The 24,228-nt window shown below is 35.6% G+C and carries 26 protein-coding genes and 1 pseudogene; 26 read left to right on the plus strand and 1 reads right to left on the minus strand.

Translation table 11 applies throughout. From position 1 onward, the window contains the following. Positions 1-578 precede the first annotated feature (578 nt). From spoIVA to DES48_RS01410, 20 genes and pseudogenes are all read left to right on the plus strand, one after another. The gene (spoIVA, locus tag DES48_RS01315) at positions 579-2,057 is read left to right on the plus strand and encodes a stage IV sporulation protein A (RefSeq protein WP_113866204.1); all 1,479 of its coding nucleotides are present in this window, start codon (positions 579-581) and stop codon (positions 2,055-2,057) included. A gap of 109 nt (positions 2,058-2,166) precedes the next feature. Then, positions 2,167-2,630, plus strand: a pseudogene (locus tag DES48_RS01320) (class I SAM-dependent DNA methyltransferase); the annotation flags it as partial. Between the two features lie 425 nt (positions 2,631-3,055). Then, positions 3,056-3,328, plus strand: a complete 273-nt coding sequence (locus DES48_RS01325; RefSeq protein ID WP_079709704.1) for an HU family DNA-binding protein — start codon at positions 3,056-3,058, stop codon at positions 3,326-3,328. Between the two features lie 148 nt (positions 3,329-3,476). Continuing rightward, positions 3,477-3,701: a trp RNA-binding attenuation protein MtrB gene (mtrB, locus tag DES48_RS01330; RefSeq protein ID WP_113866206.1), complete on the plus strand. Its 225-nt coding sequence runs from the start codon at positions 3,477-3,479 to the stop codon at positions 3,699-3,701. Between the two features lie 108 nt (positions 3,702-3,809). Continuing rightward, the gene (locus DES48_RS01335; protein WP_113866208.1) at positions 3,810-4,604 is read left to right on the plus strand and encodes a heptaprenyl diphosphate synthase component 1; all 795 of its coding nucleotides are present in this window, start codon (positions 3,810-3,812) and stop codon (positions 4,602-4,604) included. A 4-nt stretch (positions 4,605-4,608) separates the two neighbouring features. Next, complete coding sequence (locus tag DES48_RS01340; protein ID WP_079709701.1) at positions 4,609-5,325, plus strand: demethylmenaquinone methyltransferase; 717 nt, start codon at positions 4,609-4,611, stop codon at positions 5,323-5,325. Positions 5,326-5,358: 33 nt separating this feature from the next. Next, on the plus strand, positions 5,359-6,327 hold the full coding sequence (gene hepT, locus DES48_RS01345) for a heptaprenyl diphosphate synthase component II (RefSeq protein ID WP_113866210.1): 969 nt from the start codon (positions 5,359-5,361) through the stop codon (positions 6,325-6,327). Between the two features lie 31 nt (positions 6,328-6,358). Then, complete coding sequence (gene ndk / locus DES48_RS01350) at positions 6,359-6,763, plus strand: nucleoside-diphosphate kinase (protein WP_113866212.1); 405 nt, start codon at positions 6,359-6,361, stop codon at positions 6,761-6,763. A 93-nt stretch (positions 6,764-6,856) separates the two neighbouring features. Then, positions 6,857-7,633: a CheR family methyltransferase gene (locus tag DES48_RS01355; RefSeq protein ID WP_113866214.1), complete on the plus strand. Its 777-nt coding sequence runs from the start codon at positions 6,857-6,859 to the stop codon at positions 7,631-7,633. A gap of 116 nt (positions 7,634-7,749) precedes the next feature. Continuing rightward, positions 7,750-8,913, plus strand: coding sequence for a chorismate synthase (gene aroC, locus DES48_RS01360; protein WP_113866216.1), 1,164 nt, complete (start codon positions 7,750-7,752; stop codon positions 8,911-8,913). Continuing rightward, complete coding sequence (gene aroB / locus DES48_RS01365) at positions 8,913-9,992, plus strand: 3-dehydroquinate synthase (protein ID WP_113866218.1); 1,080 nt, start codon at positions 8,913-8,915, stop codon at positions 9,990-9,992. Before aroC ends, aroB begins: the two co-directional genes overlap by 1 nt. After that, the gene (gene aroH / locus DES48_RS01370; RefSeq protein WP_113866220.1) at positions 9,989-10,354 is read left to right on the plus strand and encodes a chorismate mutase; all 366 of its coding nucleotides are present in this window, start codon (positions 9,989-9,991) and stop codon (positions 10,352-10,354) included. Before aroB ends, aroH begins: the two co-directional genes overlap by 4 nt. Before the next feature lie 18 nt (positions 10,355-10,372). Further along, positions 10,373-11,479 carry a histidinol-phosphate transaminase gene (hisC, locus tag DES48_RS01375; protein WP_113866222.1) on the plus strand — a complete coding sequence of 369 codons (1,107 nt, stop codon included), beginning with the start codon at positions 10,373-10,375 and terminating at the stop codon, positions 11,477-11,479. Next, a complete protein-coding gene (locus DES48_RS01380; protein WP_211318460.1) occupies positions 11,476-12,576 on the plus strand; it encodes a prephenate dehydrogenase in 1,101 nt (366 codons plus the stop codon). Before hisC ends, DES48_RS01380 begins: the two co-directional genes overlap by 4 nt. Positions 12,577-12,592: 16 nt before the next feature. Continuing rightward, positions 12,593-13,882, plus strand: coding sequence for a 3-phosphoshikimate 1-carboxyvinyltransferase (gene aroA / locus DES48_RS01385; protein ID WP_113866226.1), 1,290 nt, complete (start codon positions 12,593-12,595; stop codon positions 13,880-13,882). Positions 13,883-14,063: 181 nt separating this feature from the next. Next, positions 14,064-15,326 (plus strand): tetratricopeptide repeat protein, encoded by a 1,263-nt coding sequence (locus DES48_RS01390; RefSeq protein ID WP_113866228.1) that lies wholly within the window; start codon positions 14,064-14,066, stop codon positions 15,324-15,326. Positions 15,327-15,403: 77 nt separating this feature from the next. Next, a complete protein-coding gene (locus DES48_RS01395) occupies positions 15,404-15,958 on the plus strand; it encodes a ReoY family proteolytic degradation factor (RefSeq protein ID WP_113866230.1) in 555 nt (184 codons plus the stop codon). A 112-nt stretch (positions 15,959-16,070) separates the two neighbouring features. After that, positions 16,071-16,667 carry a lipoprotein heptaprenylglyceryl N-acetyltransferase LhaT gene (lhaT, locus tag DES48_RS01400; RefSeq protein ID WP_113866232.1) on the plus strand — a complete coding sequence of 199 codons (597 nt, stop codon included), beginning with the start codon at positions 16,071-16,073 and terminating at the stop codon, positions 16,665-16,667. A gap of 68 nt (positions 16,668-16,735) precedes the next feature. Continuing rightward, positions 16,736-17,494: a sporulation protein YpjB gene (locus DES48_RS01405; RefSeq protein WP_113866234.1), complete on the plus strand. Its 759-nt coding sequence runs from the start codon at positions 16,736-16,738 to the stop codon at positions 17,492-17,494. 61 nt (positions 17,495-17,555) lie between these two features. Then, a complete protein-coding gene (locus DES48_RS01410) occupies positions 17,556-18,239 on the plus strand; it encodes a zinc metallopeptidase (protein ID WP_079709687.1) in 684 nt (227 codons plus the stop codon). Positions 18,240-18,283: 44 nt separating this feature from the next. Here the strand turns inward: DES48_RS01410 and DES48_RS01415 are convergent, their stop codons facing one another. Further along, positions 18,284-19,159 (minus strand): YitT family protein, encoded by an 876-nt coding sequence (locus DES48_RS01415; protein ID WP_113866236.1) that lies wholly within the window; start codon positions 19,157-19,159, stop codon positions 18,284-18,286. Positions 19,160-19,330: 171 nt separating this feature from the next. Here DES48_RS01415 and DES48_RS01420 point away from each other — a divergent pair, with 171 nt between their 5' ends. From DES48_RS01420 to DES48_RS01445, 6 genes are read left to right on the plus strand one after another with little or no spacing between them, the layout of a single operon-like run. Continuing rightward, positions 19,331-19,690 (plus strand): nucleotide pyrophosphohydrolase, encoded by a 360-nt coding sequence (locus tag DES48_RS01420; RefSeq protein WP_113866238.1) that lies wholly within the window; start codon positions 19,331-19,333, stop codon positions 19,688-19,690. Next, on the plus strand, positions 19,683-20,483 hold the full coding sequence (gene dapB, locus DES48_RS01425) for a 4-hydroxy-tetrahydrodipicolinate reductase (RefSeq protein WP_113866241.1): 801 nt from the start codon (positions 19,683-19,685) through the stop codon (positions 20,481-20,483). The genes DES48_RS01420 and dapB overlap by 8 nt, the downstream gene beginning before the upstream one ends. A gap of 38 nt (positions 20,484-20,521) precedes the next feature. Further along, positions 20,522-20,935: a methylglyoxal synthase gene (mgsA, locus tag DES48_RS01430; protein ID WP_113866243.1), complete on the plus strand. Its 414-nt coding sequence runs from the start codon at positions 20,522-20,524 to the stop codon at positions 20,933-20,935. Between the two features lie 6 nt (positions 20,936-20,941). Beyond that, on the plus strand, positions 20,942-22,060 hold the full coding sequence (bshA, locus tag DES48_RS01435) for an N-acetyl-alpha-D-glucosaminyl L-malate synthase BshA (protein ID WP_113866245.1): 1,119 nt from the start codon (positions 20,942-20,944) through the stop codon (positions 22,058-22,060). 9 nt (positions 22,061-22,069) lie between these two features. Continuing rightward, positions 22,070-23,275: a CCA tRNA nucleotidyltransferase gene (locus DES48_RS01440; protein WP_113866247.1), complete on the plus strand. Its 1,206-nt coding sequence runs from the start codon at positions 22,070-22,072 to the stop codon at positions 23,273-23,275. Continuing rightward, entirely contained in the window at positions 23,251-24,225 is a 975-nt protein-coding gene (locus tag DES48_RS01445) for a biotin--[acetyl-CoA-carboxylase] ligase (protein ID WP_113866249.1), read from the plus strand. The genes DES48_RS01440 and DES48_RS01445 overlap by 25 nt, the downstream gene beginning before the upstream one ends. The last annotated feature ends 3 nt before the right edge of the window (positions 24,226-24,228 follow it).

The raw sequence follows: 24,228 nt of genomic DNA on the forward strand, positions 1-24,228 counted from the left end.
GTGACGAAATGCATATCTTAGGGCATTAAGAGTTTAGAGTGATTGAAAAAGAAGATACTGGGGCCTCAAGAGATAAGAAGCGTCTTATTATAAAAGTACCTTAGCAGAGGAAATATGCGAGACTCCTACGGGAACAGCAAATGTTTTCGATGGGACGAGTAATCGCAGTCCCACGCGTCCGAAGATCCACTTGGTTAAGCGGCTAGAAGTTAGACGAAAACCGTCACGTCCTGTGACAACGTCTAACTGAACCACGTCCTGTGTGCCCGTGGCCGTGCCCGAGGAAAGCGAGTATATTTCCCCTGCGGTTCAGGTACAAGTATGATTAATAATGTAAGTGTAATAAAAGAGATGGTGGAGTGAAAATGACACCATCACATTTGACAGAGAATCTAATATTGCCTATCATAATTCTCCCCCCTTTTGCGTATTCATTAGGTAATCGTCGCTTGTCTTTGGATTATTTGGGAATACTTAATTTTTCTTTAATTCAGTCATAATCGAGTGGGACAATGTCATAGAATAGAAATGTCAAAGAATCTAATCGTGTGGTGTAAAGGAGATCGGGAGGGGATCACTTGGAAAGAGTTGATATTTTTAAAGATATCTCTAAACGTACAAATGGTGATATTTATTTAGGTGTTGTAGGAGCTGTACGTACTGGTAAATCGACTTTTATTAAAAAATTCATGGAACAAGTTGTCTTACCAAATATTGCTGATGAAGGTGATCGAGCAAGAGCGCAAGATGAACTTCCTCAAAGTGCAGCTGGTAAAACCATCATGACTACCGAACCTAAATTTGTTCCAAATCAAGCGGTTAGTGTTAATGTGGACGAAGGACTTGATGTAAATGTAAGACTAGTGGATTGTGTGGGCTATGCTGTTGCAGGAGCGCAAGGTTTTGAAGATGAGAATGGACCAAGGATGATACATACACCTTGGTATGAGGAGCCAATTCCATTTCATGAAGCAGCTGAGATTGGCACAAGAAAAGTTATTCAAGAACATTCAACAATGGGTGTCGTTGTAACAACTGACGGAACAATAGGGGATATTCCGAGAGTAGACTATTTAGATGCTGAAGAACGCGTAGTTGAAGAGCTAAAAGAGGTTGGCAAACCTTTCATCATGGTAATAAATTCGGTACAACCCTATCACCAAGATACCGAGTTGCTGAGACAAAGTTTAACAGAGCAATATGACGTACCAGTTATAGCTATGAGTGTAGAAAGTATGGAAGAGCACGACGTGTACAATGTGCTTAGGGAAGCGTTATTCGAGTTCCCCGTCTTAGAGGTGAATGTGAATTTACCAAGCTGGGTCATGGTGTTAAATGAAGATCATTGGTTGCGAGAAAGTTACCAAGTGGCGATTCAAGAAACTGTAAAAGACATAAAACGCCTTCGTGATGTCGATCGTGTAGTAGGACAATTTGACGATTATGACTACATTTATCAAGCGAAAATAGCGGGCATTGAAATGGGCGAGGGTATCGCAGAAATTGATTTAGAGGCTCCAGATTACTTGTATGACCAAGTGTTAAAAGAAATAGTAGGCGAAGAAATTCGAGGTAAAGATCACCTGTTACAGTTAATGCAGGAATTCTCCGAAGCAAAAAGAGAATATGATCAAATTGCCGAAGCATTACAAATGGTCAAGCAAACCGGCTATGGTGTTGCAGCTCCATCCATACAAGATATGCGGTTAGACGAACCAGAGATTATCCGACAAGGTGCGCGCTTTGGTGTTCGTTTGAAAGCTGTAGCACCGTCTATTCATATGATTAAAGTAGAAGTAGAGTCTGAGTTTTCACCAATTATCGGAACAGAAAAACAAAGTGAAGAATTAGTACGTTATTTAATGCAAGACTTTGAAGAAGATCCATTATCAATTTGGCAGTCTGATATATTTGGGCGTTCCTTAAGTTCTATTGTAAGAGAAGGGATTCAAGCAAAATTATCTTTAATGCCAGAAAATGCAAGGTATAAACTTAAAGAAACCCTAGAGCGTATCATTAATGAAGGTTCTGGAGGTTTAATAGCAATTATTCTTTAACGACTTGTTCAGCAAGTCGTTTTTTTATGATCTGTTAATGGTTTTTGTTAATATTTACTTCACTGAAACTAAAGTTTTGTAATAGGTTTACGTAAATGATGAACGGAATGGAAGTGGGACTGTTCTAATTGGTCTAGATTTATCAGATTTAGTGGATTCTATTTTGTTGGTAGACTCATCGAAAGAGATGTTGGAGGTTGCAAATGCTAAGATTATTAACAAAGGGATCATAAACTCAAGAGTGCTTTGTGCAGATTTCACACAAGAAACTCCTGAACTTACGACTGACATAATTGTAATGTCATTAGTCCTTCTTCATATTCCAAATACTAAAAAAATCTTACAAGTGTTGTTCCCTATTTAAATAATGGTGGTAAACTACTTGTTATTGATTTTGACAAAAACGACAACATCAATCATCCGAAAGTTCATAATCGTTTTTCGCATGAAGAATTGAAAACAAAATTATCCGAAGTTGGTTTTAAATCGACTGAACTTAAGACATTTTATCATGGAAATCGTATTTTTATGAATCAAGATGCCTCAATGTTTATTTCCACTAGTATAAAGTAAATAATAGTATAATGGCTTGTTCAACTAACGAATCGTTCGTTGAATGTGACCATCATCCAAACAGAACTTCCAGTTTTATGAGCTTTGTTTTTCTATAAAATCTCTATATTGAACTTAAACAGATTCATTTTAATATAGGAAAAATACTATTCTCCCATCCTTTGTAAACACTTGCATCCTGGTAGTTTATATGATATGCTCCAAAGGAATTTAGTAAGTGTTTCACTAGGTCAAAAGAACAAAAAATTAATTATCTTGTTATTTTTTGTTGAATTTAAGGGAAAAGTCGTTTATTATAAGCCTTGTCATCATTTTATTGATGATTAGAAGTATAAGTTCTATGAATTTAGTGAACGAATGGAATAAATCCATTATTGTTCATATTTTCAAAAGGTATTTTGATTTTTTGGGAGGAGGTGAATGTCATGAATAAAACAGATCTAATTAATGCAGTTGCTGAAAAAAGCGAATTATCCAAAAAAGATGCAACAAAAGCTGTTGACACAGTTTTTGAAACTATCATGGATTCACTAAAAGACGGTGACAAAGTACAATTAATTGGTTTTGGAAACTTTGAAGTACGTGAGCGTGCTGCCCGTAAAGGTCGCAACCCACAAACAGGTGCTGAAATTGAAATTCCAGCAAGCAAAGTTCCAGCTTTCAAACCAGGTAAAGCCCTTAAAGATAGTGTAAAATAAATTGTTACATATGGGCTAGAAAAAGGGTGCATTCTAATGCACCCTTTTTCTTTTAGTTTAACAACAAAGTATGAAACAATGTTAATAGATAGAGCAATCGGACGATTTAAAATATATTTATAATCGAGTTAGACTAAGGAGGATATACATGCAAGGATTATCGCAAGGTGATTATTTCATTATTAAAGCTTTAGAAGATGGCGTCCAAGTTATTGGTTTAACAAGGGGGTCAAATACCAAATTTCATCATGCTGAAAAACTAGATAAAAATGAAATGTTAGTAGTACAATTTACTGAACATACGTCAGCGATAAAAATAAAAGGAAAAGCTATCATTCATTCAAGTGTTGGACAAGTAAAGAATGATGAATGATATCGGATACATACATATTTTTTGAAAGCGAAATATTACATACTATGTTATAATTAGGCTTAGAATTCGTTGTCACAGGGGTTTGGGAGAAAGGGCTTAGGTGATTATATGTCAAATTTATCGTTAAACACTATAGAAAAAGAATTAGAGGAAAAATTATATCATTCCTATTTAAACAAGTTTATCCAAAAGCCCAAAATAGATAAAGATAAACTTTTGCTATTGTTTACACTTATAAATCATACATCTTATTCCGATAAAAAAAAGAGAAGCTATATATTAACTACAATGATTGTGCAAATCGCTTTGGATACCCATGATTTAGTAACGCAACATAGTAGTGAAGAGGAAACAGATCAAATAAAGAAAAATAGGCAACTCACAGTATTAGCGGGAGATTATTTTAGTGGTTTATACTACTACATGTTATCTCAGATTGATGATGTCGAGATGATATCCACCTTAGCTTCTGCAATTAAAGAAATAAATGAATTAAAAATGAACTTGTATTATGAATCAGGCCAATCCTTACACGCGTTGGTTGATCGATTAAAAAAATTAGAATCAGTTTTAATTGTGCGAGTTGCGCAACATGCAAAAAAAGATTCCATAAACGAATTTGCACAAAATTGGTTATTAACAAAAAAATTAGTACAAGAAAAAGATTTATATACTTCAAAGCAACAAGCATCGATATTCGACGTTCTATTTCAAGACTCCTTTCATCGCTTGCAAAATCATCAAGCTTTACAAATGATTGAAACGTTTATCCGAAAGCATTTACTAATAACAGAAGAACTTGGTCGAAATTTACCTGTCCCTTTTCAATCTGTAAAGACATCAACCCAACGTTTCTTTAACGAATATTTTAGTCATAATAAACTGGCAATGGAAGAAGGGTAAATAATTGAATAAACAAACAAAAGAAGAACGTGTGCATCACGTTTTTGAAAAGATATATAATCGTTACGATTTCATGAATTCAGTTATCTCCTTTAAACGCCATATCGCTTGGAGAAAAGACGTCATGAAAAGAATGAAGGTAAGTCGTGGCTCATCTGCATTAGACGTATGTTGTGGTACTGGAGACTGGACATTTGCTTTAGCAGACAAATCAGGTCGATCGGGAGAAATTGTTGGACTAGATTTTAGCGAAAATATGCTTTCAGTAGCAAAACAAAAACATGATAAGCAAATTCAACCGCAACTTACTTTCATGCATGGAAATGCAATGGAATTACCTTTTGAATCAGACTCATTTGATTTTGCAACCATCGGTTTTGGTTTGCGAAACGTTCCAGACTATCAACAAGTTCTTAAAGAAATGACTAGAGTCGTAAAACCTGGTGGCAAAGTAGTTTGTTTAGAGACATCTCAACCAACATTACCTGTATTTCGTCAGCTATATTATTCTTATTTTAAATTCATCATGCCGACATTTGGCAGACTTTTGGCGAGTAGTTATCAAGAATATGCTTGGTTGCATGAATCAGCTAAAAATTTTCCGGGTAAAAAAGAATTAAAAGAAATGTTTGAACAAGCAGGTCTTACTGCTGTTCAAGTGAAAAGCTATACTGGCGGTGTAGCAGCTATGCATATGGGTGTGAAACCAAAGAAATCTTAGCAACAATATATTAACTTAAAGGTGAAGTAAATAATGAAATTAGCAAAGACATATTCCTATCTGAAACCAGATTTAGGAGTAATTGAAAAAGATTTAGAAAAAATCATTCAAGCTGATCATTCGATATTAAACGAAGCATCTACGCAACTGCTTAAGGCTGGCGGTAAAAGGCTACGTCCGGTGTTTGTATTAATTTCGGCTCAATTTGGTCAATACGATTTATCAAAAGTTAAACATGTTGCAGTAGCTTTGGAATTAATTCATATGGCTTCATTAGTTCATGACGATGTGATCGATAATTCAGAATTACGACGTGGTAAGCCTACCGTAAAAGCAAAATGGGATAATCGTATCGCTATGTATACGGGAGACTATATTTTTGCCAGGGCATTAGAATACTTAGCAGAAATCAATGACCCAAGAGCTCACCAAATTTTATCTAAAACGATGGTGGATTTAACAATTGGAGAGATTACGCAAATACGAGACAAATTTAATACGCGCCAAAGCTTACGTGACTATTTACGCCGTATTAAACGTAAAACTGCTTTACTAATTACCTCTAGCACACAACTAGGAGCGATAGCTGCAAGTGTGCCAATTGAACAAGAAAAACACCTTGAACGATATGGTTATTATATCGGAATGTCATATCAAATTATCGATGATATCTTAGACTTTACAGCATCAGAAAAACAATTAGGCAAACCAGCAGGTAGTGATTTAATGCAAGGAAATATAACATTGCCTGTACTAATTGCTATGAAAGATCCGAATTTTTATCAACAGTTGCAAGAATTATTTACACATAAATCTATTACACAAGATGAAATAAAACCATTTATCGAACAGATCAAACAATCAGATGCTATTGAACAGAGTTTTGAAATTAGTAATCAGTATTTGCAAAAAGCTTTTCATGCCTTAGATAAGTTACCAAATGTGAAAGCAAAGCAAACTTTAAAAGACATAGCCACTTATATTGGACAAAGAAAAGCATAAGAATTTTCTGGAATAGGAGTTGTCTAAGAAGATGGAACAATCATTGATTATGATAAAACCGGATGGGGTTAAACAAGGTAATATTGGTCAGATTATTCATCGATTTGAACAGCATGATTATCAACTCAGAGCAATTAAGATGTTCACGATGTCTCAAGAGTTAGCAAAACAGCATTACGCAGCTCACAAACAGAAGGATTTTTTTGATGATCTAGTAGCTTTTATCACGTCAGGACCAGTTGTTCCGATGGTTTGGCAGGGAACAGATATCATTGCAAGTGCACGAGATATTATTGGTACTACGGATCCCAAAGCCGCCAAACTTAATACGATACGCGCTGACTTTGGTACAGATGTCCGACATAATGCAATTCATGGTTCTGATTCAGTTGAAAATGCAAAAATAGAAATAGCTCGATTTTTTCCAGATATGTAATACAATACACCTATAACAATACCTAACTTATACCTCTCGTACTATGCGGGGGGTTGATTTAAACCAGGACACATCAAGGAGGAAGATATACCCATGAGTGATTATCAAACTTTTATCCAATCGATCAAGAAGAAAACAGGAATTGATTTGTCTTTATATAAAGAAGTACAGATGAAACGACGACTTACTTCTTTACGAGATAAAAAAGGGTATAAAGATTTTGACGCATATTTTCAAGCTTTAAAAAATGACCAAGCACTGATGGAAGAATTTTTAGATAAAATGACAATTAATGTGTCTGAATTTTATCGCAATTCAGGTAGATGGGAAGTATTGGAAAAGAAAATATTACCCGATTTGCTTCAGAATAATCGAAAATTAAAAATTTGGAGTGCGGCATGTTCAACAGGAGACGAGCCCTATACGCTTGCCATGATGTTAAGTCAATATGTAGATCTCTCTCAAGTGAGTATTCTAGCCACTGATATTGATGATCGAATTCTTGATCGCGCAAAACAAGGCATATATTCAGACCGGGCATTAAAAGAAGTCCCAAATAATCTAAAGAAAAAGTTCTTTACACAACAAGATAATGCTTACGTCATTGATGATAAAGTAAAAAGAGCAATTACATTTAAAAAACATAACCTATTATCAGACCCTTATCCGAATAATTTTGATCTAATTGTTTGTCGAAATGTTATGATCTATTTTACGGAGGAAGCAAAGGCTGCAATTTATCATAAGTTTAATCAATCTCTAAACGATGATGGAGTATTTTTTGTAGGAAGTACAGAGCAAATTTTTTCTCCAGAAAAATATAATTTTAAAGTATTAGACACCTTTTTCTATCAAAAAACAACTGGCTAGTTAGCTAGTTATCCAGAAATTTTAGAAAAAATAGAATAATTCATTTATTAATCACACACAGATAGACAAACATATGATATAGTAATACAAAATTGTAATAACAGGGGGGTTGCGCAATGCGTTATTTAACTGCTGGTGAATCGCATGGCAAGCAATTAACTACAATTGTGGAAGGTGTTCCTTCACAAATGCCTTTATTATCAAAGAATATTAATGAATCATTAGTAAGAAGGCAAAAGGGATACGGTCGTGGCAAAAGAATGCAGATTGAAAAAGATCTTGTCGATATTGCAGGTGGTGTAAGACATGGATATACATTAGGATCGCCAATAGCAATGGTAGTTAAAAATGATGATTTTAAACACTGGGAAGACATTATGGGAGAAGATCCTATTGAACCAGAAAAAGATATTCGGAGAAAAGTAACACGACCTCGACCAGGTCACGCAGACTTAAACGGAGCGTTAAAGTATGGGCATCGCGATATGCGAAACATACTAGAACGCTCTTCTGCTAGAGAAACAGCTGCTCGCGTTGCCGCTGGTGCCGTAGCCAAAACATTACTACATCATTTAGGTGTTGAAATTGTAGGGTATGTAAAGGAAATTGCTGGTATTAATGCAAAACAAACTAACCACTCCATGGAAGAAAAAAAGACAATATCTGAGGAATCACCTGTGCGTTGTTTAGATGAAGAAGCTGGTAAAAAAATGATGCAAGCCATTGATCAAGCAAAAAAAGATGGTGATTCCATTGGCGGTGTATGCGAAGTTTATGTTGAAGGAATGCCAGCTGGTATCGGGTCTTATGTACACTATGATCGAAAACTGGATGGTAAAATCGCTGGAGCAGTTCAAAGTATCAATGCATTTAAAGGAGTAGAATTTGGTATCGGATTTGAAGCAGCTCGAAGAAACGGTAGTGAGGTGCACGACGAAATTGCTTGGGACGAAGCTAATGGCTATTATCGAAAATCAAATCGCTTAGGTGGTTTTGAAGGCGGTATGACGACTGGAATGCCTATCATTGTAAAAGGTGTCATGAAACCAATTCCTACTTTATATAAACCATTACAAAGTGTAGATATTGATTCAAAAGAAGTGTTTAATGCGAGTATAGAAAGATCTGATGCTTGTGCTGTACCAGCTGCAGCGGTCGTAATGGAGCACGTAGTAGCATTTGAAGTTGCAAATGCACTACTGGAACAGTTTCCACATGACCAGTTTCCTAAATTGCAACAAGCAATTCATACTTATCGTGAAGAAATCAGGTGTTTTTAATGGAATCCCTGTCAGTAAAAACTAATACAAAAAATTATAATGTGTTTATTGGGAAGCAGTTACGTTTTCGGGTAAATGACTTTATTAAACAGAATTATAGTAGTATTTTTATCATAACTGACAGTAATGTCGAATTACTCTATTTAGAAGATGTTCTGCGACCATTAGAAAAACATCATAACGTAAATTATACCATCGTTCCCGCTGGAGAAAGTTCGAAGAGTATTCGCGTTTATTTTGATCTAGTTACACAAGCAATTGAATCTGGTTTAGATCGTCAAGGTTTGATTATCGCACTTGGAGGTGGGATGATAGGTGATTTAGCTGGATTCGTTGCTTCCACATTTATGCGAGGCATTGATTTTATCCAAATGCCAACTACTGTCTTAGCACACGATAGTAGTGTTGGTGGTAAAGTGGCCATTAATCATCCTGAAGGGAAAAATTTAATTGGAAACTTTCATGCACCACAAGCAGTAATTTTTGATGTGGAAACCTTACATACTATCCCTTTAAAGGAGCTGCGATCAGGCTATGCTGAAATTGCTAAGCATAGTTTGATTCATACACCTTCTTTTTGGGAAGAAATTAAAAAAGTAAATATTATGCATGCGATGTCTGATCAAGAATTAAAGCAACACCTGTTAAAGGGTATTGCAGTAAAAGCCGCTATTGTTGAGCAGGATGAAAGAGAAACGAATATCCGGCAATATTTAAACTTTGGCCATACGCTTGGTCATGCGTTAGAATCTGAACTTGGATACGGAGAAATGACGCACGGGGAAGCAGTAGCAATTGGAATGTTATATGCTTTTCGGGTAAGTTCATATGTTTATAATATTATATTACCATATGAAGAACTTTTGGGTTGGATGAAAAAGAATCAATTTCCTTTTCGTTTACCAGCTGTTTCCGTTTCTAAAATAATTCAGCGTATGAAAAAAGATAAAAAAACAAGAAATCAACATATTCAAATGGTTTTATTAAAAGGGGTAGGAAACCCCACTATTGCTTCTGTAGATGATAGAGATTTAGCCGACATACTTGAGAAGTTTATCCAGGAGTTGTTAGAAAAATGATACGTGCTATTCGTGGAGCAACAACGGTTTCAAACAACATATCAGAAGAAATATTAGAGAAAACGTCCTCTCTTGCATCTGAAATGATCAAACAGAATGCGATCAAAGCCGAAGATGTAGCATCTGTGCTTGTTTCAGTAACTGCTGATTTAAATGCGACTTTTCCAGCGAAAGCGATTCGAAATTTAGATGGATGGACATTTGTTCCAGTTATGTGCATGCAAGAAATTGATGTGCCAGGGAGTCTAGCTCAATGTATACGAATCATGATGACAGTTAATACAACGATCGAACAAGACAAGTTAAACCATATCTATCATCATGAAGCAAAAAAATTGAGACCTGATCTATCCAATGACTGATTAAAGGAGTGTTAGAGAATGAACGGCAAAACGATTTTACAAACAATGAAACCTTATAAACCAGGCAAACAAATTGAAGATGTAAAAAAAGAATACGGTCTAAATAAAATTGTGAAACTAGCATCAAATGAAAATCCTTTCGGCTATTCTCCTCAAGTGAAAGAAGCTATAACGGATATTTCCACACATTTAGAACTATACCCAGATGGCTATGCAACAGAATTACGGGAAGCGCTGGTTAATCAATTAAACGTGAAGCCAGATCAATTAGTTTTTGGAAGTGGTTCCGATGAAGTGATTGCGATTCTATGTCAAGCTTTTCTAGAGTCAGGCACGAACACAATTACTGCTACACCTACGTTTCCTCAATATAAGCATAATGCCTTAATTCAAGGTGCAGACGTGAAAGAAGTGCCTGTAGTTAATGGCTATCATGATCTGGATGCAATGTTGAATGAAATCGATGAGAATACAAAAATAGTGTGGTTGTGTACACCTAATAATCCTACTGGTACGTTAATAGAGGAGGCATCATTAATTGATTTTATGGAACGATGTCCTTCAGATGTATTAGTTGTGGTAGATGAAGCGTATTATGAATATGTTAGACCTGAAGATGCGCCGGATTCGATAAAAGCTATTGAAACTTATCCCAATTTAGTAGTACTTCGAACATTCTCTAAAGCTTACGGTTTAGCTGCACTCCGGGTTGGTTATGGCGTTGCAACAGAAACCATTGCTAATCTGTTAAATATCGTCAGAGGACCATTTAATACGACGTCGATCGCACAAAAAGCAGCTCTAATTGCTTTAGAAGATCAACAATTTTTACAAGATACTGTCAAACAAACTCTAGCTAATAAAAAGAAATTTATGGAATTTCTAGATCGGATGGGGTTAACGTATTATGATTCAGCAACAAACTTTGTATTTGTAAATCTTCCTGTAACGGGGGATGAACTATTTGAACACTTACTAACGAAAGGGTTTATCGTTCGGTCTGGCGAAGCATTAGGACATCCGAAAGGGGCACGTATTACAATTGGGCATGAAGAAGATATGAAACTTCTTCAAGATCTAATCGAAGCATATTTAACACCTGCTGTAAAGGAAAATCAATCGTGACTAAAAAAATATTAATTGTAGGTCTAGGTTTGATTGGAGCTTCATTAGCAATTAATATCAAGAAACAAGAGGATACTTACCTTATTGGATATGATACAGATGAGGAAACATTAGAGTACGCACAAGTCCATCAGATTGTAAATGAAGTAACAACCAAATTTACCGAGAAAATAACAGATGTAGATTATTGTTTATTAGCTGCGCCAGTATCAAAAACAGTCGACTTAATTAAGCAAATCCAACAAATATCATTTAATCGACCGATTATTATTACGGACGTATCATCCGTTAAACAACCGATTATGGACGCTGTGGCAAGGCTGGACCAACCTAATGTTTCTTTTATCGGTGGCCATCCTATGGCAGGTTCACATAAAAAAGGGATACACGCAGCAAAAGAACATTTGTTTGAAAATGCGCTTTATATACTAACTCCAGACACAAATGCTACCGATGAGCAAATGGAAGCGTTAAAAAGGTTATTGGCACATACAAAGAGTTCTTTTCTGCAGTTAAATCCAACTGAACATGATGAAATGACTAGTGTTATATCACATTTTCCGCATCTCATTGCTTCCTCGTTAGTACAGCAAGCAAAGAAATGGCAGAAAAAGCATGATCGGATTCCACATTTAGCTGCAGGTGGCTTTCGAGATATTACGCGTATTGCATCAAGTAATCCTGCGATGTGGCAAGATATTTTCTTCCAAAACAAAAAAATCATCCATCATCTATTAACGGATTGGATCAATGAAATGCAAGATCTACAGAAGTTGTTAACGAATGATGATAGAACAACAATGTATGATTATTTAAAGCAAGCAAAAGAATATCGAGATGGCTTAGATGCTAGAAAAAGAGGTGCGCTTCCATCATTTTATGATGTGTATGTAGATATTTTTGATCAAACGGGTGCTCTATTAAAGGTAGTTTCAATATTAGCCGAAGGTGATATTAGTATTAAAAATATTGAAATTCTTGAGATTCGAGAAGGGATTACCGGTGTCTTGCGTGTGAGTTTGATGACACAGAAACAACAAGTCAACGCACACCAATTATTGACGAAGCACGGTTATGAAACCATGCTTCAGGAGTAGGGGGGAGAGATACAAGATGGTGAAGAAACTATTACCTATTCAAACTTGCTTAACCGGAAAGGTAACTGTTCCTGGAGATAAATCAATTTCCCATCGAGCAATCATATTCGGTGCTTTATCAAAAGGTAGAACAACGATTACACATTTTCTCGATGGAGAAGATTGCTTGAGAACTATTCATGCATTTGAAGCACTAGGAGTGACGATTCGTCAAGAAGGGCAACAAGTAATTATCGATAGTCAAGGTGCAGATAACTTTATTGAACCAACGCAACCAATTTATTTAGGGAACTCAGGAACGACTGCAAGGTTATTGCTTGGAGTATTAGCTGGACTACCATTTCACATTGCGTTATATGGTGATGAATCATTAACTCGTCGCCCAATGGATCGTGTGGTTCAACCGTTAAAGCAAATGGGTGCACAGATTGATGGTAGAGAGAATAGCAAGTATTTGCCAATTTCCGTTCGAGGAGGAGCGCTTCAATCCATCGCTTTTATTCCTCCTGTTAAAAGTGCACAAGTAAAATCAGCAGTTCTTTTAGCAGGTTTATTTGGTAATGGAAATACAACAGTTATTGAGTCTACAAAAACGCGAGATCATACAGAAAATATGATTAAAGCATTCAGTGGAAATATTTCTGTCCAAGATAACAGCATTTCTGTTCCATCAAATCAACAATTGATAGGTACGACCCTAGCTGTCCCAGGTGATATTTCTTCAGCGGCATTTTTTTTAGTTGCAGCAGCTATGGTACCAAACAGTAAAGTAACAATTGAAGATGTAGGGTTAAATCCTACTCGAACAGGTGTTATCGACGTATTACAGCAGATGGGCGCATCCATTGAAGTTGTAGAAGAACGGTACATAGGCGGAGAAGCGGTTGGCTCCATTACGATTTCTAGTTCAACATTACATGGTATTGAAATTAGTGGTGAAGTGATTCCACGCATGATTGATGAGATCCCGATTGTTGCGCTTTTAGCTACACAAGCGACAGGAACTACAATTATTCGTGATGCGGAAGAATTGCGTTACAAAGAAACTGATCGAATTCAAACAATTATCGATACACTTACTAAACTAGGGGCAACAGTTGAAGCAACAACAGATGGTATGATTATTTCTGGAGAATCAACATTATCAGGTGCACAGGTAGAAGCGTTTGGCGATCATCGAATCGGTATGATGATAGCTGTTGCGTCTTTAATTACCGAAGAAGAAGTAACTTTAGTAGATCCTGAATGTATTAATATCTCATATCCTACATTTTTTGAGGATTTATCTCAATTAATAACTAGTTAATTGCAACACCTTTCTTTCAATTGTTATACAAATGGAAGAGAGGTGTTTTTGCATGAAACAAAACAGAAATAAATGTCTGTAATGAATAATAATTATATAAATTGCTGATCAGAAAAAAGTTCGTTATGATAGTAATATTGCAAATAGTTAAAGGAATGTTTGTGGAAAGGATGACATTAGCATGGAAGAAATATCTCGTGCCGTAACATTAATGGAACAACAAAAAACAGAAGAGGCAATTGCTGTACTAGAAGATTACTTGCCAAAAGCAAATGAGGAAGAAAAGTACACGATTGCCGAATTATATAATCAATGGGGAATGCTTGAAGAAGCAAAAATGATTCTGTTAGGTCTTGTTCAACAATATCCTGAAGAAGGAGAATTAAAATTAACATTAGCCGATATTCATATTGATCTCGATGAAGACCAAGAAGCGATAGAACTTTTAAATCGGTTTGAATCAGGTGATGAAGAGTATCTTGCCGTTTTAGTACAACTTGCAGATTTGTATCAGACACAAGGTTTGTTTGAAGTAGCTGAACAAAAGCTGTTAGATGCTAAGCAATTAGATCCTAGCGAAATATTGATCGATTTTGCATTAGGAGAACTTTCTTTTTCAAATGGAGAATACCAAAAAGCAATCCCTTATTATGAAAAAGTATACCAACAACAAGCGGTTTTTGCTGATGTCGAAGTTGCACTACGTTTAGGGGAATGCTTAGCCGCTACTGGTGAATTTGAACAAGCTTTAACCTACTATCAAACGGTAGAAACAGATCAATCAGAAGTGCTATTTCGTTATGGGTTCATTGCAAAAAAAGCAGATCGGGCAGATATAAGTATCCAAGCTTGGGAGCAAGTAATGGAGATGGATCCTGATTTTCAATCGGTTTATTTTAATTTGGCTGACACTTATGAAGATGAAGGAAGAACTGAAGATGCGTATGAAACAGCCCAAAAAGGGCTTGAGGTTGATGAATTAAATAAAGAATTGTATTTATTAGCTGGTTCACTAGCGAGAAAAATGGGTAATACAGAAGAAGGATATCAATTAGCACGAGAAGCAGTAAGTATTGATCCTGGATTTAAACAAGCTATTCTGTTCTTGGTTGAAAATTATAAACAAGATGAAGATTTTGAAGCAATAATTGATTTATTAACACATATTATAGAACTAGGAGAAGATGATGGTTACTATCTCTGGGAACTTGCTAATGCATATGAAAAAGAAGAATTGTTTTCTGAAGCATTAAAATTTTACCAAGAAGCATATACTACGTTTAAAGACGATCAAGATTTCTTGAAAGAATATGGTTATTTCTTAGTAGAAGAAGGGAGGAGACAAGAAGCTATTACCGTCCTAGAAAGATATTTAAGACTTGATCCAAGTGATACTGAAATAGAGGAATATGTAGGACGATTAAAGGAATCATTTGACATTTAATAAAGTCTCATTAAAAATGAAATCGGTATAAACATCTTATGTGTTGCTTTCCTATCGTTCGTTTAGGAGGGAAAAAGTTGAATACGTCTGTTTCTGTGCAAGATAAAAAAACATTTATTAAGTGGTTTTTACAGAACTATCAGTTAAAGAAAAGAGAAAGTGTATGGATTTTGAATTACTTAACGAATCATGATGCCTTACTAGCGCATGTTCACTTTATTCGTGAAGCACGCTATTGTCCACGAGGAATTGTTATATCCACGCATTGTTCGAATGATGTACCTTTTCGTTTTTATAAAAATCATATTGTTACAACAGATGCAGAAAAATCATTTCATGATATTCGCCTGAATCGAGAAGAACCTATTTATATTCAATTAAGTTTTGAAAATGCTCATCAAACTGCTAATTATGTGGCTGTATTGGAAGATAACCCTTATTTACCAGATGATTTTTTTATCACCAAACGAGAAAAAGAATTAGCGAAAGAGCTTTTAGATTATTCTTTATTTCAATCTCAAAAAAAGTACTTGCAAGCAAAAATAGATCAAGCTTTAGATGAAAAAGATCAAGCAAGTTTTGAACGTTTTGTAAAACGATTAAATAAGTTACAATATCCGTCTGAACAGTAAGGAAAGATGCTTGTTATTTTCAAAAGCACGTGCTAATCTTATAGTAAATAGAAAAGATCCCTGTGACACGAAAGTTTCAGGGATTTCTTATTGTGTTAATGGAGTGTGTGTCATGTTATATTTTTACAAGCAATTACTGCAAGATCGAACATTTTTAGTAATTCTATGGATGATTAATTTAGCAGGGACTATTTACGGTTACATGTGGTATGAAACGCAATTATCTACTACACCGGCTAAATTTCTTATTTTTGTTCCAGATAGTCCAACAGCAAGTTTGTTTTTCACTATATTTTTGACGTTTTATATTTTTCGTAAGCATGTACCATACATAGAAGCACTAGCTATCGTGACATTATTTAAATATGGCACATGGGCGGTGGTGATGAATCTCCTTACATTAATCATGGATGGAGATATTTCGTGGCAAGGCTATATGTTAATCGCCTCCCATGGAGCAATGGCAATCCAAGGATTGCTTTATGTACCTTTCTATCGTTTTAAACGAAGGCATCTTGTCGTAGCTGCAATCTGGACGTTACACAATGATGTCATTGATTATGTTTTTGATATGATGCCTCAATACAGGTCACTCAACATCTATATGAATGAAATAGGTTATTTTACTTTCTGGTTAAGTATTTGTTCATTAGGAATAGCATATTATTTTGTTATTAAAAAAAATGCTTCTATTACATATTTTAATTAGTTCGTAGTTATAAGCTCGTCCACTTTCTCATACATTTAGTAAAGAAATGATAAGAGAAGGGGATCTCTATGAAAAAAATGATGACAAAGTATATGACAAGTTTCATTTTCGTTCTTAGCATTATATTCATCGTACTTGGATCAAAACAGATACTAATGACGCAGGAAAAGGAGAGCTCTTCCGTTTCTTATACCTATGAACGTTATGTAACAGAGCAGCAGTATAGTCTAGCAGAACAGTGGTTATCAACATATACTGAAGAAATTGACAGCATGATGTATACGGAAAATCAACAGGTACAAGCTATTATAAACGAATTAATATCACATAATTTAGATACTGTAATGCGTGATGATGTTCCTGCTTCCTATAAAGTGAATGCGGCTAGATCACTTGTTATTGCCTTGGATGCAATCAAACAACATGATGATCCTCTATGGATGAAAAGTAAACAAGCGTTAGACAAATCATTGCAATCAGTTATTGAAACAGGTAATTATTCTAGTGAACGTTTAGAGGATATACTAACACATTGGCAAATGCTTCAACCTGCACTTCAAATTGTACTAAGCGAAGAAGATTTCAGTGCTCTAAATGAGGGCTTCTCGCAACTTAATGTAGAATCAGTTAATGCTGTCCAAAATACAAAAGCAGTATTTAAACAATCGCAACTAATTGATGTGCAAACAACAACGCAAGGAGACCCATTATCATTTTATTGGATTATTTTAATGGTTGGGGGAGCCATTATTGTCACGTTATCTTATGTTGCTTGGCGAAAATACAAAGCAGAAAAAAAGCGTAAACAAAAACAACCTTTTAATTGACTAAATGATGTTTTTTGACTAAAATTGTCTTTAAATAGAGAAAGTATATACTGATGGAGGTATGAAGATGGGAATAGGTACTTACCTTATTTATCTTGCGCTGTTAATGATTATTCCACTTTGGGCGCAATCAAAAGTGAAAAGTACGTATAAGAAGTATGCGAAAGTAGCAACGTCATCCTATATGACTGGTGCTCAAGTAGCAAGAAAAATCTTAGATGATAATGGTTTATACAACGTTACAATAGAAGAAACACGGGGTATGCTGTCTGACCACTATGATCCACGTAAAAAAGTTGTTCGACTTTCTAGCGATAACTATCATGGTCATTCCATGGCAGCCTCAGCGATTGCAGCACACGAAGTTGGGCACGCAATTCAAGATGCCCAAGCCTATGCATTTTTACGATTTCGTTCCTCACTATTTCCGTTGGCAAATTTAGGGGATAAACTTGGTTTTATCTTAATTATTGCTGGTATATTCCTTACGCCTATGCTGAGTATAATTGGTGTCGTATTCATGGGATTTGCGGTATTGTTCCAATTAGTAACATTACCAGTTGAATTTGATGCTTCTAACCGAGCGATGGGGCAGTTAGTATCTTCTGGCGTGATCCGCAATAATGAAGAACGTGACACGAAAAAAGTACTTAATGCTGCAGCACTAACTTATGTAGCAGCTGCACTTGTAGCTGTAGCTGAATTAATCCGTTTTATTTTAATGTTTGTTATCTCAGAAGATTAATTTTAACAAAGTAAAAGAACTGATACTAATGTATCAGTTCTTTTTTAATCTGGATAAGGTTTTTTATTCTCATCTAAAGTAAATCCTTCTCCCACAACGTCATGTACAGATGTTACCGCAACAAAAGCGTGTGGATCAATTTCATTGATAATCGATTTTAGACGAACGATTTCATTACGACCAACTACACAATAAAGAACTTCTTTATTCTCTCCAGAAAAACGACCTTTACCTTGCAACACGGTAACTCCTCGATCCATTTCTTTCAATATTTTATCTGAAATCTCATGACTAAAATTAGAAATAATTGTTGTTCCGCGTGCGGAATAGGCACCTTCTTGAATAAAATCAATTACCCTTGCACCAATATACACTGCCACTAATGTGTACATGCCTTCTCGTAACTCTAAATACGTGATAATGGAACCAGCGATAACAATCGCATCGAACAAAAACATTGTTCTGCCCATACTCCATCCGGCATATTTAAAAACAATACGGGCAATAATATCTACACCACCAGTGGTTCCACCGTACCTAAAAATGATTCCTAATCCAACCCCAATGGAAACCCCTGCAAACAAAGCAACTAATGTCATGTCAGCTTCTAAATGAAGTTGAAATGGTTTGATTTGAAATATGTATAAAAAGATAGAAACAGCCACTGTACCGATAATCGTATATACAAACGTATTTCTTCCTAAAAATCGCCATCCTAAAATAAATGTAGGGATATTTAATACGATATTCATCACTGCGGGATCCCAACCAAATAGGAAATAAAGTAACAAATTGATCCCTGTAAATCCACCTTCACCAAGATTATTCTGCATATTAAAATGAACAATCCCAAAAGCAAATATAGCAGATCCAATTAATATAAAGAAAATATTTTTAAATTTAAGACCAAACAAATTCATAAATGTTCTCCTCCTAACATACAAAACACCTTTACTATTATAGTCAAACAGAAACAAAGAAACAATACAGATTGATGGCAAATTGAATTTATTTGTCAAAAAGCGTTGTTTTCGCTAACATATAGGGTACAGTGAACATATGAATTTTTATCGATAAAAGGGGTTATGTATATGATTGTCGAAAATAATAATAATGATGTGAGACAGATGCAACAAAGAGTGGACAATTACATATCTCAATTTAAGGAAGGATATTTTAGCCCGCTTAGTATGCTTGCACGTTTTACCGAAGAAATTGGAGAGTTAGCCAGAGAAATAAATCATACATATGGGGAAAAACCAAAAAAGAAGACAGAAGTGACAAATAGCATCGAAGCAGAACTTGGTGATTTAATGTTTGTTATGCTTTCATTTGCCAATTCATTAGATATTGATGTAGCCGAAGCATTTGATCACTCGATGACCAAAATTGAAACAAGAGATAAGAATCGCTGGACAAAAAAAGAGTTGGAGCGTGAAGAAAATGAGTAATATTAAAGTAGTTGTAGCGGGACCAAGAGGAAGAATGGGAAGCGAAGCATTACGTATGATTGAAAAACATGATGACTTGAATTTAGTGGCATGTTTAGATATGAAACATGAGGGAGAACGAATAAAAGATATACCTGGACTTCCTGCATTTGATGCCAAAATTTTCACTGACATCGATCAGTGTTTTCAAGCAGTTGACGCGGATGTACTAATTGATTTAACTACTCCTGAATATGGCTATCTTCATACGAAAACAGCCATACAATATGGCGTACGACCAGTGGTTGGCACCACAGGGTTTACCTCAGAGCAATTAGCAGAATTAACAGATCTTGCAGAAGAAAAGAGGATAGGCGCTGTTATCGCACCAAATTTCGCAATAGGCGCGGTGTTAATGATGCAATTCTCAAAATGGGCAGCTAAATATTTTCCGGATGTCGAGATTATTGAAAAACACCATGATCAGAAATTGGATGCGCCATCAGGTACGGCAGTGAAAACAGCTGAATTAATTAAGCAAGAACGTGAAAAGAAACAGCAGGGCCATCCAAATGAACAAGAAACAATACAGGGTGCACGAGGTGCCAATGTTGATGGAATGCACATCCATAGTGTAAGGCTACCGGGACTTGTGGCCCATCAGGAGGTTATTTTCGGTAGCCCAGGCGAAAATCTAACAATTAAACACGATTCATTTCATCGTCAATCCTTTATGTCAGGTATTAAATTTTCCATTGATCACGTGATGAAGTTAGATGTACTGGTTTATGGGTTAGAAAACTTGTTAGAATAAAATCACGAATAAAAAACTAAAAAGGTGTGAGGTTTAACATGAATATTTCTTTAGTAGCACACGACAAAAAGAAAGAAATGATTATTGATTTTGCATTATCGTATAAACATATTTTATCGAAACATAACTTATTTGCTACTGGTACCACCGGAAAGATGATTAGTGAAGCAACTGGATTAAAAATTCATCGCTTCCAATCTGGCCCGATGGGGGGCGATCAACAAATTGGTGCAAAAATTGCAGAAAACAATATGGACTTAATTATTTTTTTTAGAGATCCATTAACGGCGCAACCACATGAGCCTGATATTAGTGCATTAATGCGCTTATGCGATGTGCATCAGATACCATTAGTAACTAATTTGGGTGGAGCTGAAATAGTTATTCGAGCGCTAGAAGCGGGCTTTTTTGAATGGAGAAACTTAATCAACAAGAAAAATAATGAAGGATGAGTAAAAATGAAAAAAATTGGCATCACTTGCTATCCTTCTGTAGGTGGTTCTGGGATTGTTGCCACAGAATTAGGAAAATTTCTGGCAAAGCAAGGACATGAGATACACTTTATTACCTCTAGTGTGCCATTTCGTTTGAATAATTTCTTTTCGAACATTTATTTTCATGAAGTTGAAGTGAATCATTATCCTGTATTTCAATATGCACCTTATGACTTAGCATTAGCGAATAAGATGGCAGAAGTTATTGATACAGAAGAACTTGATATTTTACATGTTCATTATGCGATGCCGCATGCCATTTGTGCGATACTAGCTAAGCAAATGGCGACTAAAGACGTCAAAATTGTAACGACATTACACGGAACAGATATCACAGTACTAGGCATTGATAAAAGTTTGAAAAAGATGATTAAATATGGCATTGAACAATCAGATGCGGTTACAGCTGTTTCAAACAGTTTAGTTAAGCAAACAAAAGAAATGTTAGCTGTTGAAAAAGAAATGAAAGTTGTCTATAATTTTGTCGATACATCAGAATACTATTACCAACCAAGCGAAGCATTAAAGAAAGAATACAACATTCAGTCAAATGAGAAAGTCATTGTACATATTTCAAATTTTCGTAAGGTTAAACGAATCCAAGATGTCATCTATGCTTTTAGGAAAATAAACGAAAAGATCCCAGCAAAACTATTATTAATTGGTGATGGTCCGGAATATAGTGAAATGCATCAGCTTGTCCATACGCTTCACCTAGAAGATCATGTTTTATTTTTAGGAAAACAAAGCAATATTGCAGCATTATTCTCAATTGCTGATTTGAAACTATTACCTTCCGAAAAAGAGAGCTTTGGTCTCGTTTTAATTGAAGCAATGGCTTGTGGTGTGCCATGTATTGGAACAAATGTGGGCGGTATACCGGAAGTAATCGAACATAATAACAATGGCTTTATTGTTGAATTAGGAGATGTAGAGGATATGGCTGCAAAAGCTATTTCTTTACTTGGTGATGACAAACGATGGCAAGCGTTCTCTAAACAAGCAATAACCCACGTAGAAAATCACTTCCATGCAGAACATATTGTAGAAGCTTATCAACAGATTTACGATGAACTTCTATAGGAGGAAAAAATGATGCTAGCTAAACATTTTAAAGAAGCCTTGCCAATTATTGAAACAATTGAAGCTAATGGTTATCAGGCTTTTTTTGTTGGTGGAGCAGTTCGTGATTTTATTTTAGGTCTTTCCATTAGCGATATTGATATTGCAACTTCAGCTACACCAGAGGTTATGCAGCGAATTTTTGATAAAGTCATTCCGGTAGGCATTGAACATGGTACAGTGATCGTCCGTCATGCACATCAATCGTATGAGGTGACGACATTTCGTTCAGATGGAAATTATTCTGATCATCGTCATCCAGATCAAGTCACTTTTATCTCTGACTTGAAAGAAGACTTAAGTAGAAGAGATTTCACGATGAATGCGATAGCAATGGATCGATTTGGTGTTCTTCATGATCCATTTAACGGACAAAACGATATTAAAAATAAACAAATTCAAACTGTAGGAAATCCTGCTGCGCGTTTTTTAGAGGATCCATTACGTATGATGCGAGCACTTCGATTTGTTAGTCAACTGGATTTTTCAATAGAAAATACTACATACCAAGCGATTCATCATCAAATTCCTTTAATTGAGACATTAGCAGTAGAACGATTAGCAATAGAATTAGAAAAAATGTTTGCAGGTTCCCAATATATGCAGGCACTTGCACTTAGTACACAAGTTGATTTGTGGCGTCATTTGCCAGTTTTTCAAGACCTTCCTTCTATAGGTCATGTGGTTAAAAAGATGTCTTGTCCGTTACACCATTTATTCGAGTTATCTGCATTTATCAGTTGTACGTATCAAGACATAACGATCAAAGAAATGGCGAAAAAGTGGAAACTGTCGAATCACTCTCTTAATAAAGCAAAAGTATTAATTGATTTAGCGAGATTATTTAATCAACAAGGTTTAACAACTTGGCTTGTATATCAGTTACCTAGTGATCTTTACAAATCATTTGTTCGTCTTATTCGTAATCTAACTAACCAAGAGATTACGGTTGACCAATTGTCTGTGTTAGCTAATCAGTTACCACTTAAAAGCCGGAAAGAAATGCAAGTCAATGGGGAAGACATAGTTGCTATGTATCCTAATCGGTCGAAAGGAGCATGGTTAGGTACCTATCTCAACGAAGTCGAATATGCCATTGTTCAACGAGATGTAGAAAATGATTATCAACAGATAAAGGAGTGGTTAACAAAATGGCATCCACCAGAGATCGAATAATCGCTTTGTTTGTTGCCAATGAAGACACTTATTTATCAGGTCAAGCAATTTCGGAACAATTAAACATCTCCCGCACTGCTGTTTGGAAACAAATAAACATTTTAAAAAAAGATGGTTACCAAGTTGATGCAATCCCTAATAAAGGTTATCGTATTATTTCAACCCCAGATAAATTAAGTGAGAATACGTTACAATGGGGTTTAGATACAAAATGGTTAGGTAAAACGATTCACCACTACCCAACAATTGATTCCACACAAACGAAAGCAAATGCGTTAGCTTATGAAGGCGCACCACATGGAACAATTGTCGTAGCTGATAAACAAGAAGCGGGAAGAGGGAGGATGAATCGCCAGTGGTTTTCTGATAATAATCAGGGGATATGGTTAAGTATCATTCTTAGGCCATCCGTGCTACCTTTTCAAGCACCTCAATTCACTCTATTAGTTGGAACAATACTAGCTGAAGTTTTGACAAAAGAAACTGACGTAGCTGTAAAAATAAAATGGCCAAATGATTTATTTATCGGTAATTATAAAGTTGCTGGTATATTAACGGAAATGCAAGCAGAACAAGACACTGTCCACCATCTTGTTGTGGGTATTGGAATAAATGTCAACCAAACTAGAACACGCTTTGATACATCGATTCAAACAAAAGCAACCTCATTACGAGAAGCTACTGGAACAATTTACTCGAGAATTATTTTAATTCAACAAATCCTCCGTTCATTTGAGGCAGAATATGAGAACTTTATTAAACAAGGATTTAATCCGATAAAAACGAAGTGGGAACAGCGAGCTTATAAATTAAATGAATGGGTGACATATTATACAAACAACCAGAAAGCAGAAGGGAAGATTAAAGGCATTCAAGAAGATGGTGCTTTGCTTGTAGAACGAATAGATAAACAAATCACCGCACTATATTCTGCTGAAATTGATTGGTAAAAG

Origin of the sequence: Paraliobacillus ryukyuensis (assembly GCF_003315295.1) — a bacterium.
Classification (GTDB): Bacteria; Bacillota; Bacilli; order Bacillales; family Amphibacillaceae; genus Paraliobacillus; species Paraliobacillus ryukyuensis.

Excerpts from the sequence above, each read along its gene's own strand:
- DES48_RS01335 (WP_113866208.1), top strand. The coding sequence starts at position 3,810 with ATGTCAAATTTATCGTTAAACACTATAGAAAAAGAATTAGAGGAAAAA.
- DES48_RS01405 (WP_113866234.1), top strand. The coding sequence starts at position 16,736 with ATGAAAAAAATGATGACAAAGTATATGACAAGTTTCATTTTCGTTCTT.
- DES48_RS01420 (WP_113866238.1), top strand. The coding sequence starts at position 19,331 with ATGATTGTCGAAAATAATAATAATGATGTGAGACAGATGCAACAAAGA.
- DES48_RS01445 (WP_113866249.1), top strand. The coding sequence starts at position 23,251 with ATGGCATCCACCAGAGATCGAATAATCGCTTTGTTTGTTGCCAATGAA.
- aroC (WP_113866216.1), top strand. The coding sequence starts at position 7,750 with ATGCGTTATTTAACTGCTGGTGAATCGCATGGCAAGCAATTAACTACA.
- hepT (WP_113866210.1), top strand. The coding sequence starts at position 5,359 with ATGAAATTAGCAAAGACATATTCCTATCTGAAACCAGATTTAGGAGTA.
- DES48_RS01355 (WP_113866214.1), top strand. The coding sequence starts at position 6,857 with ATGAGTGATTATCAAACTTTTATCCAATCGATCAAGAAGAAAACAGGA.
- DES48_RS01390 (WP_113866228.1), top strand. The coding sequence starts at position 14,064 with ATGGAAGAAATATCTCGTGCCGTAACATTAATGGAACAACAAAAAACA.
- aroA (WP_113866226.1), top strand. The coding sequence starts at position 12,593 with ATGGTGAAGAAACTATTACCTATTCAAACTTGCTTAACCGGAAAGGTA.
- DES48_RS01440 (WP_113866247.1), top strand. The coding sequence starts at position 22,070 with ATGATGCTAGCTAAACATTTTAAAGAAGCCTTGCCAATTATTGAAACA.
- ndk (WP_113866212.1), top strand. The coding sequence starts at position 6,359 with ATGGAACAATCATTGATTATGATAAAACCGGATGGGGTTAAACAAGGT.
- DES48_RS01410 (WP_079709687.1), top strand. The coding sequence starts at position 17,556 with ATGAAGATGGGAATAGGTACTTACCTTATTTATCTTGCGCTGTTAATG.
- mgsA (WP_113866243.1), top strand. The coding sequence starts at position 20,522 with ATGAATATTTCTTTAGTAGCACACGACAAAAAGAAAGAAATGATTATT.
- hisC (WP_113866222.1), top strand. The coding sequence starts at position 10,373 with ATGAACGGCAAAACGATTTTACAAACAATGAAACCTTATAAACCAGGC.
- mtrB (WP_113866206.1), top strand. The coding sequence starts at position 3,477 with ATGCAAGGATTATCGCAAGGTGATTATTTCATTATTAAAGCTTTAGAA.
- aroB (WP_113866218.1), top strand. The coding sequence starts at position 8,913 with ATGGAATCCCTGTCAGTAAAAACTAATACAAAAAATTATAATGTGTTT.
- aroH (WP_113866220.1), top strand. The coding sequence starts at position 9,989 with ATGATACGTGCTATTCGTGGAGCAACAACGGTTTCAAACAACATATCA.
- DES48_RS01325 (WP_079709704.1), top strand. The coding sequence starts at position 3,056 with ATGAATAAAACAGATCTAATTAATGCAGTTGCTGAAAAAAGCGAATTA.
- DES48_RS01415 (WP_113866236.1), bottom strand. The coding sequence starts at position 19,159 with ATGAATTTGTTTGGTCTTAAATTTAAAAATATTTTCTTTATATTAATT.
- lhaT (WP_113866232.1), top strand. The coding sequence starts at position 16,071 with ATGTTATATTTTTACAAGCAATTACTGCAAGATCGAACATTTTTAGTA.
- dapB (WP_113866241.1), top strand. The coding sequence starts at position 19,683 with ATGAGTAATATTAAAGTAGTTGTAGCGGGACCAAGAGGAAGAATGGGA.
- bshA (WP_113866245.1), top strand. The coding sequence starts at position 20,942 with ATGAAAAAAATTGGCATCACTTGCTATCCTTCTGTAGGTGGTTCTGGG.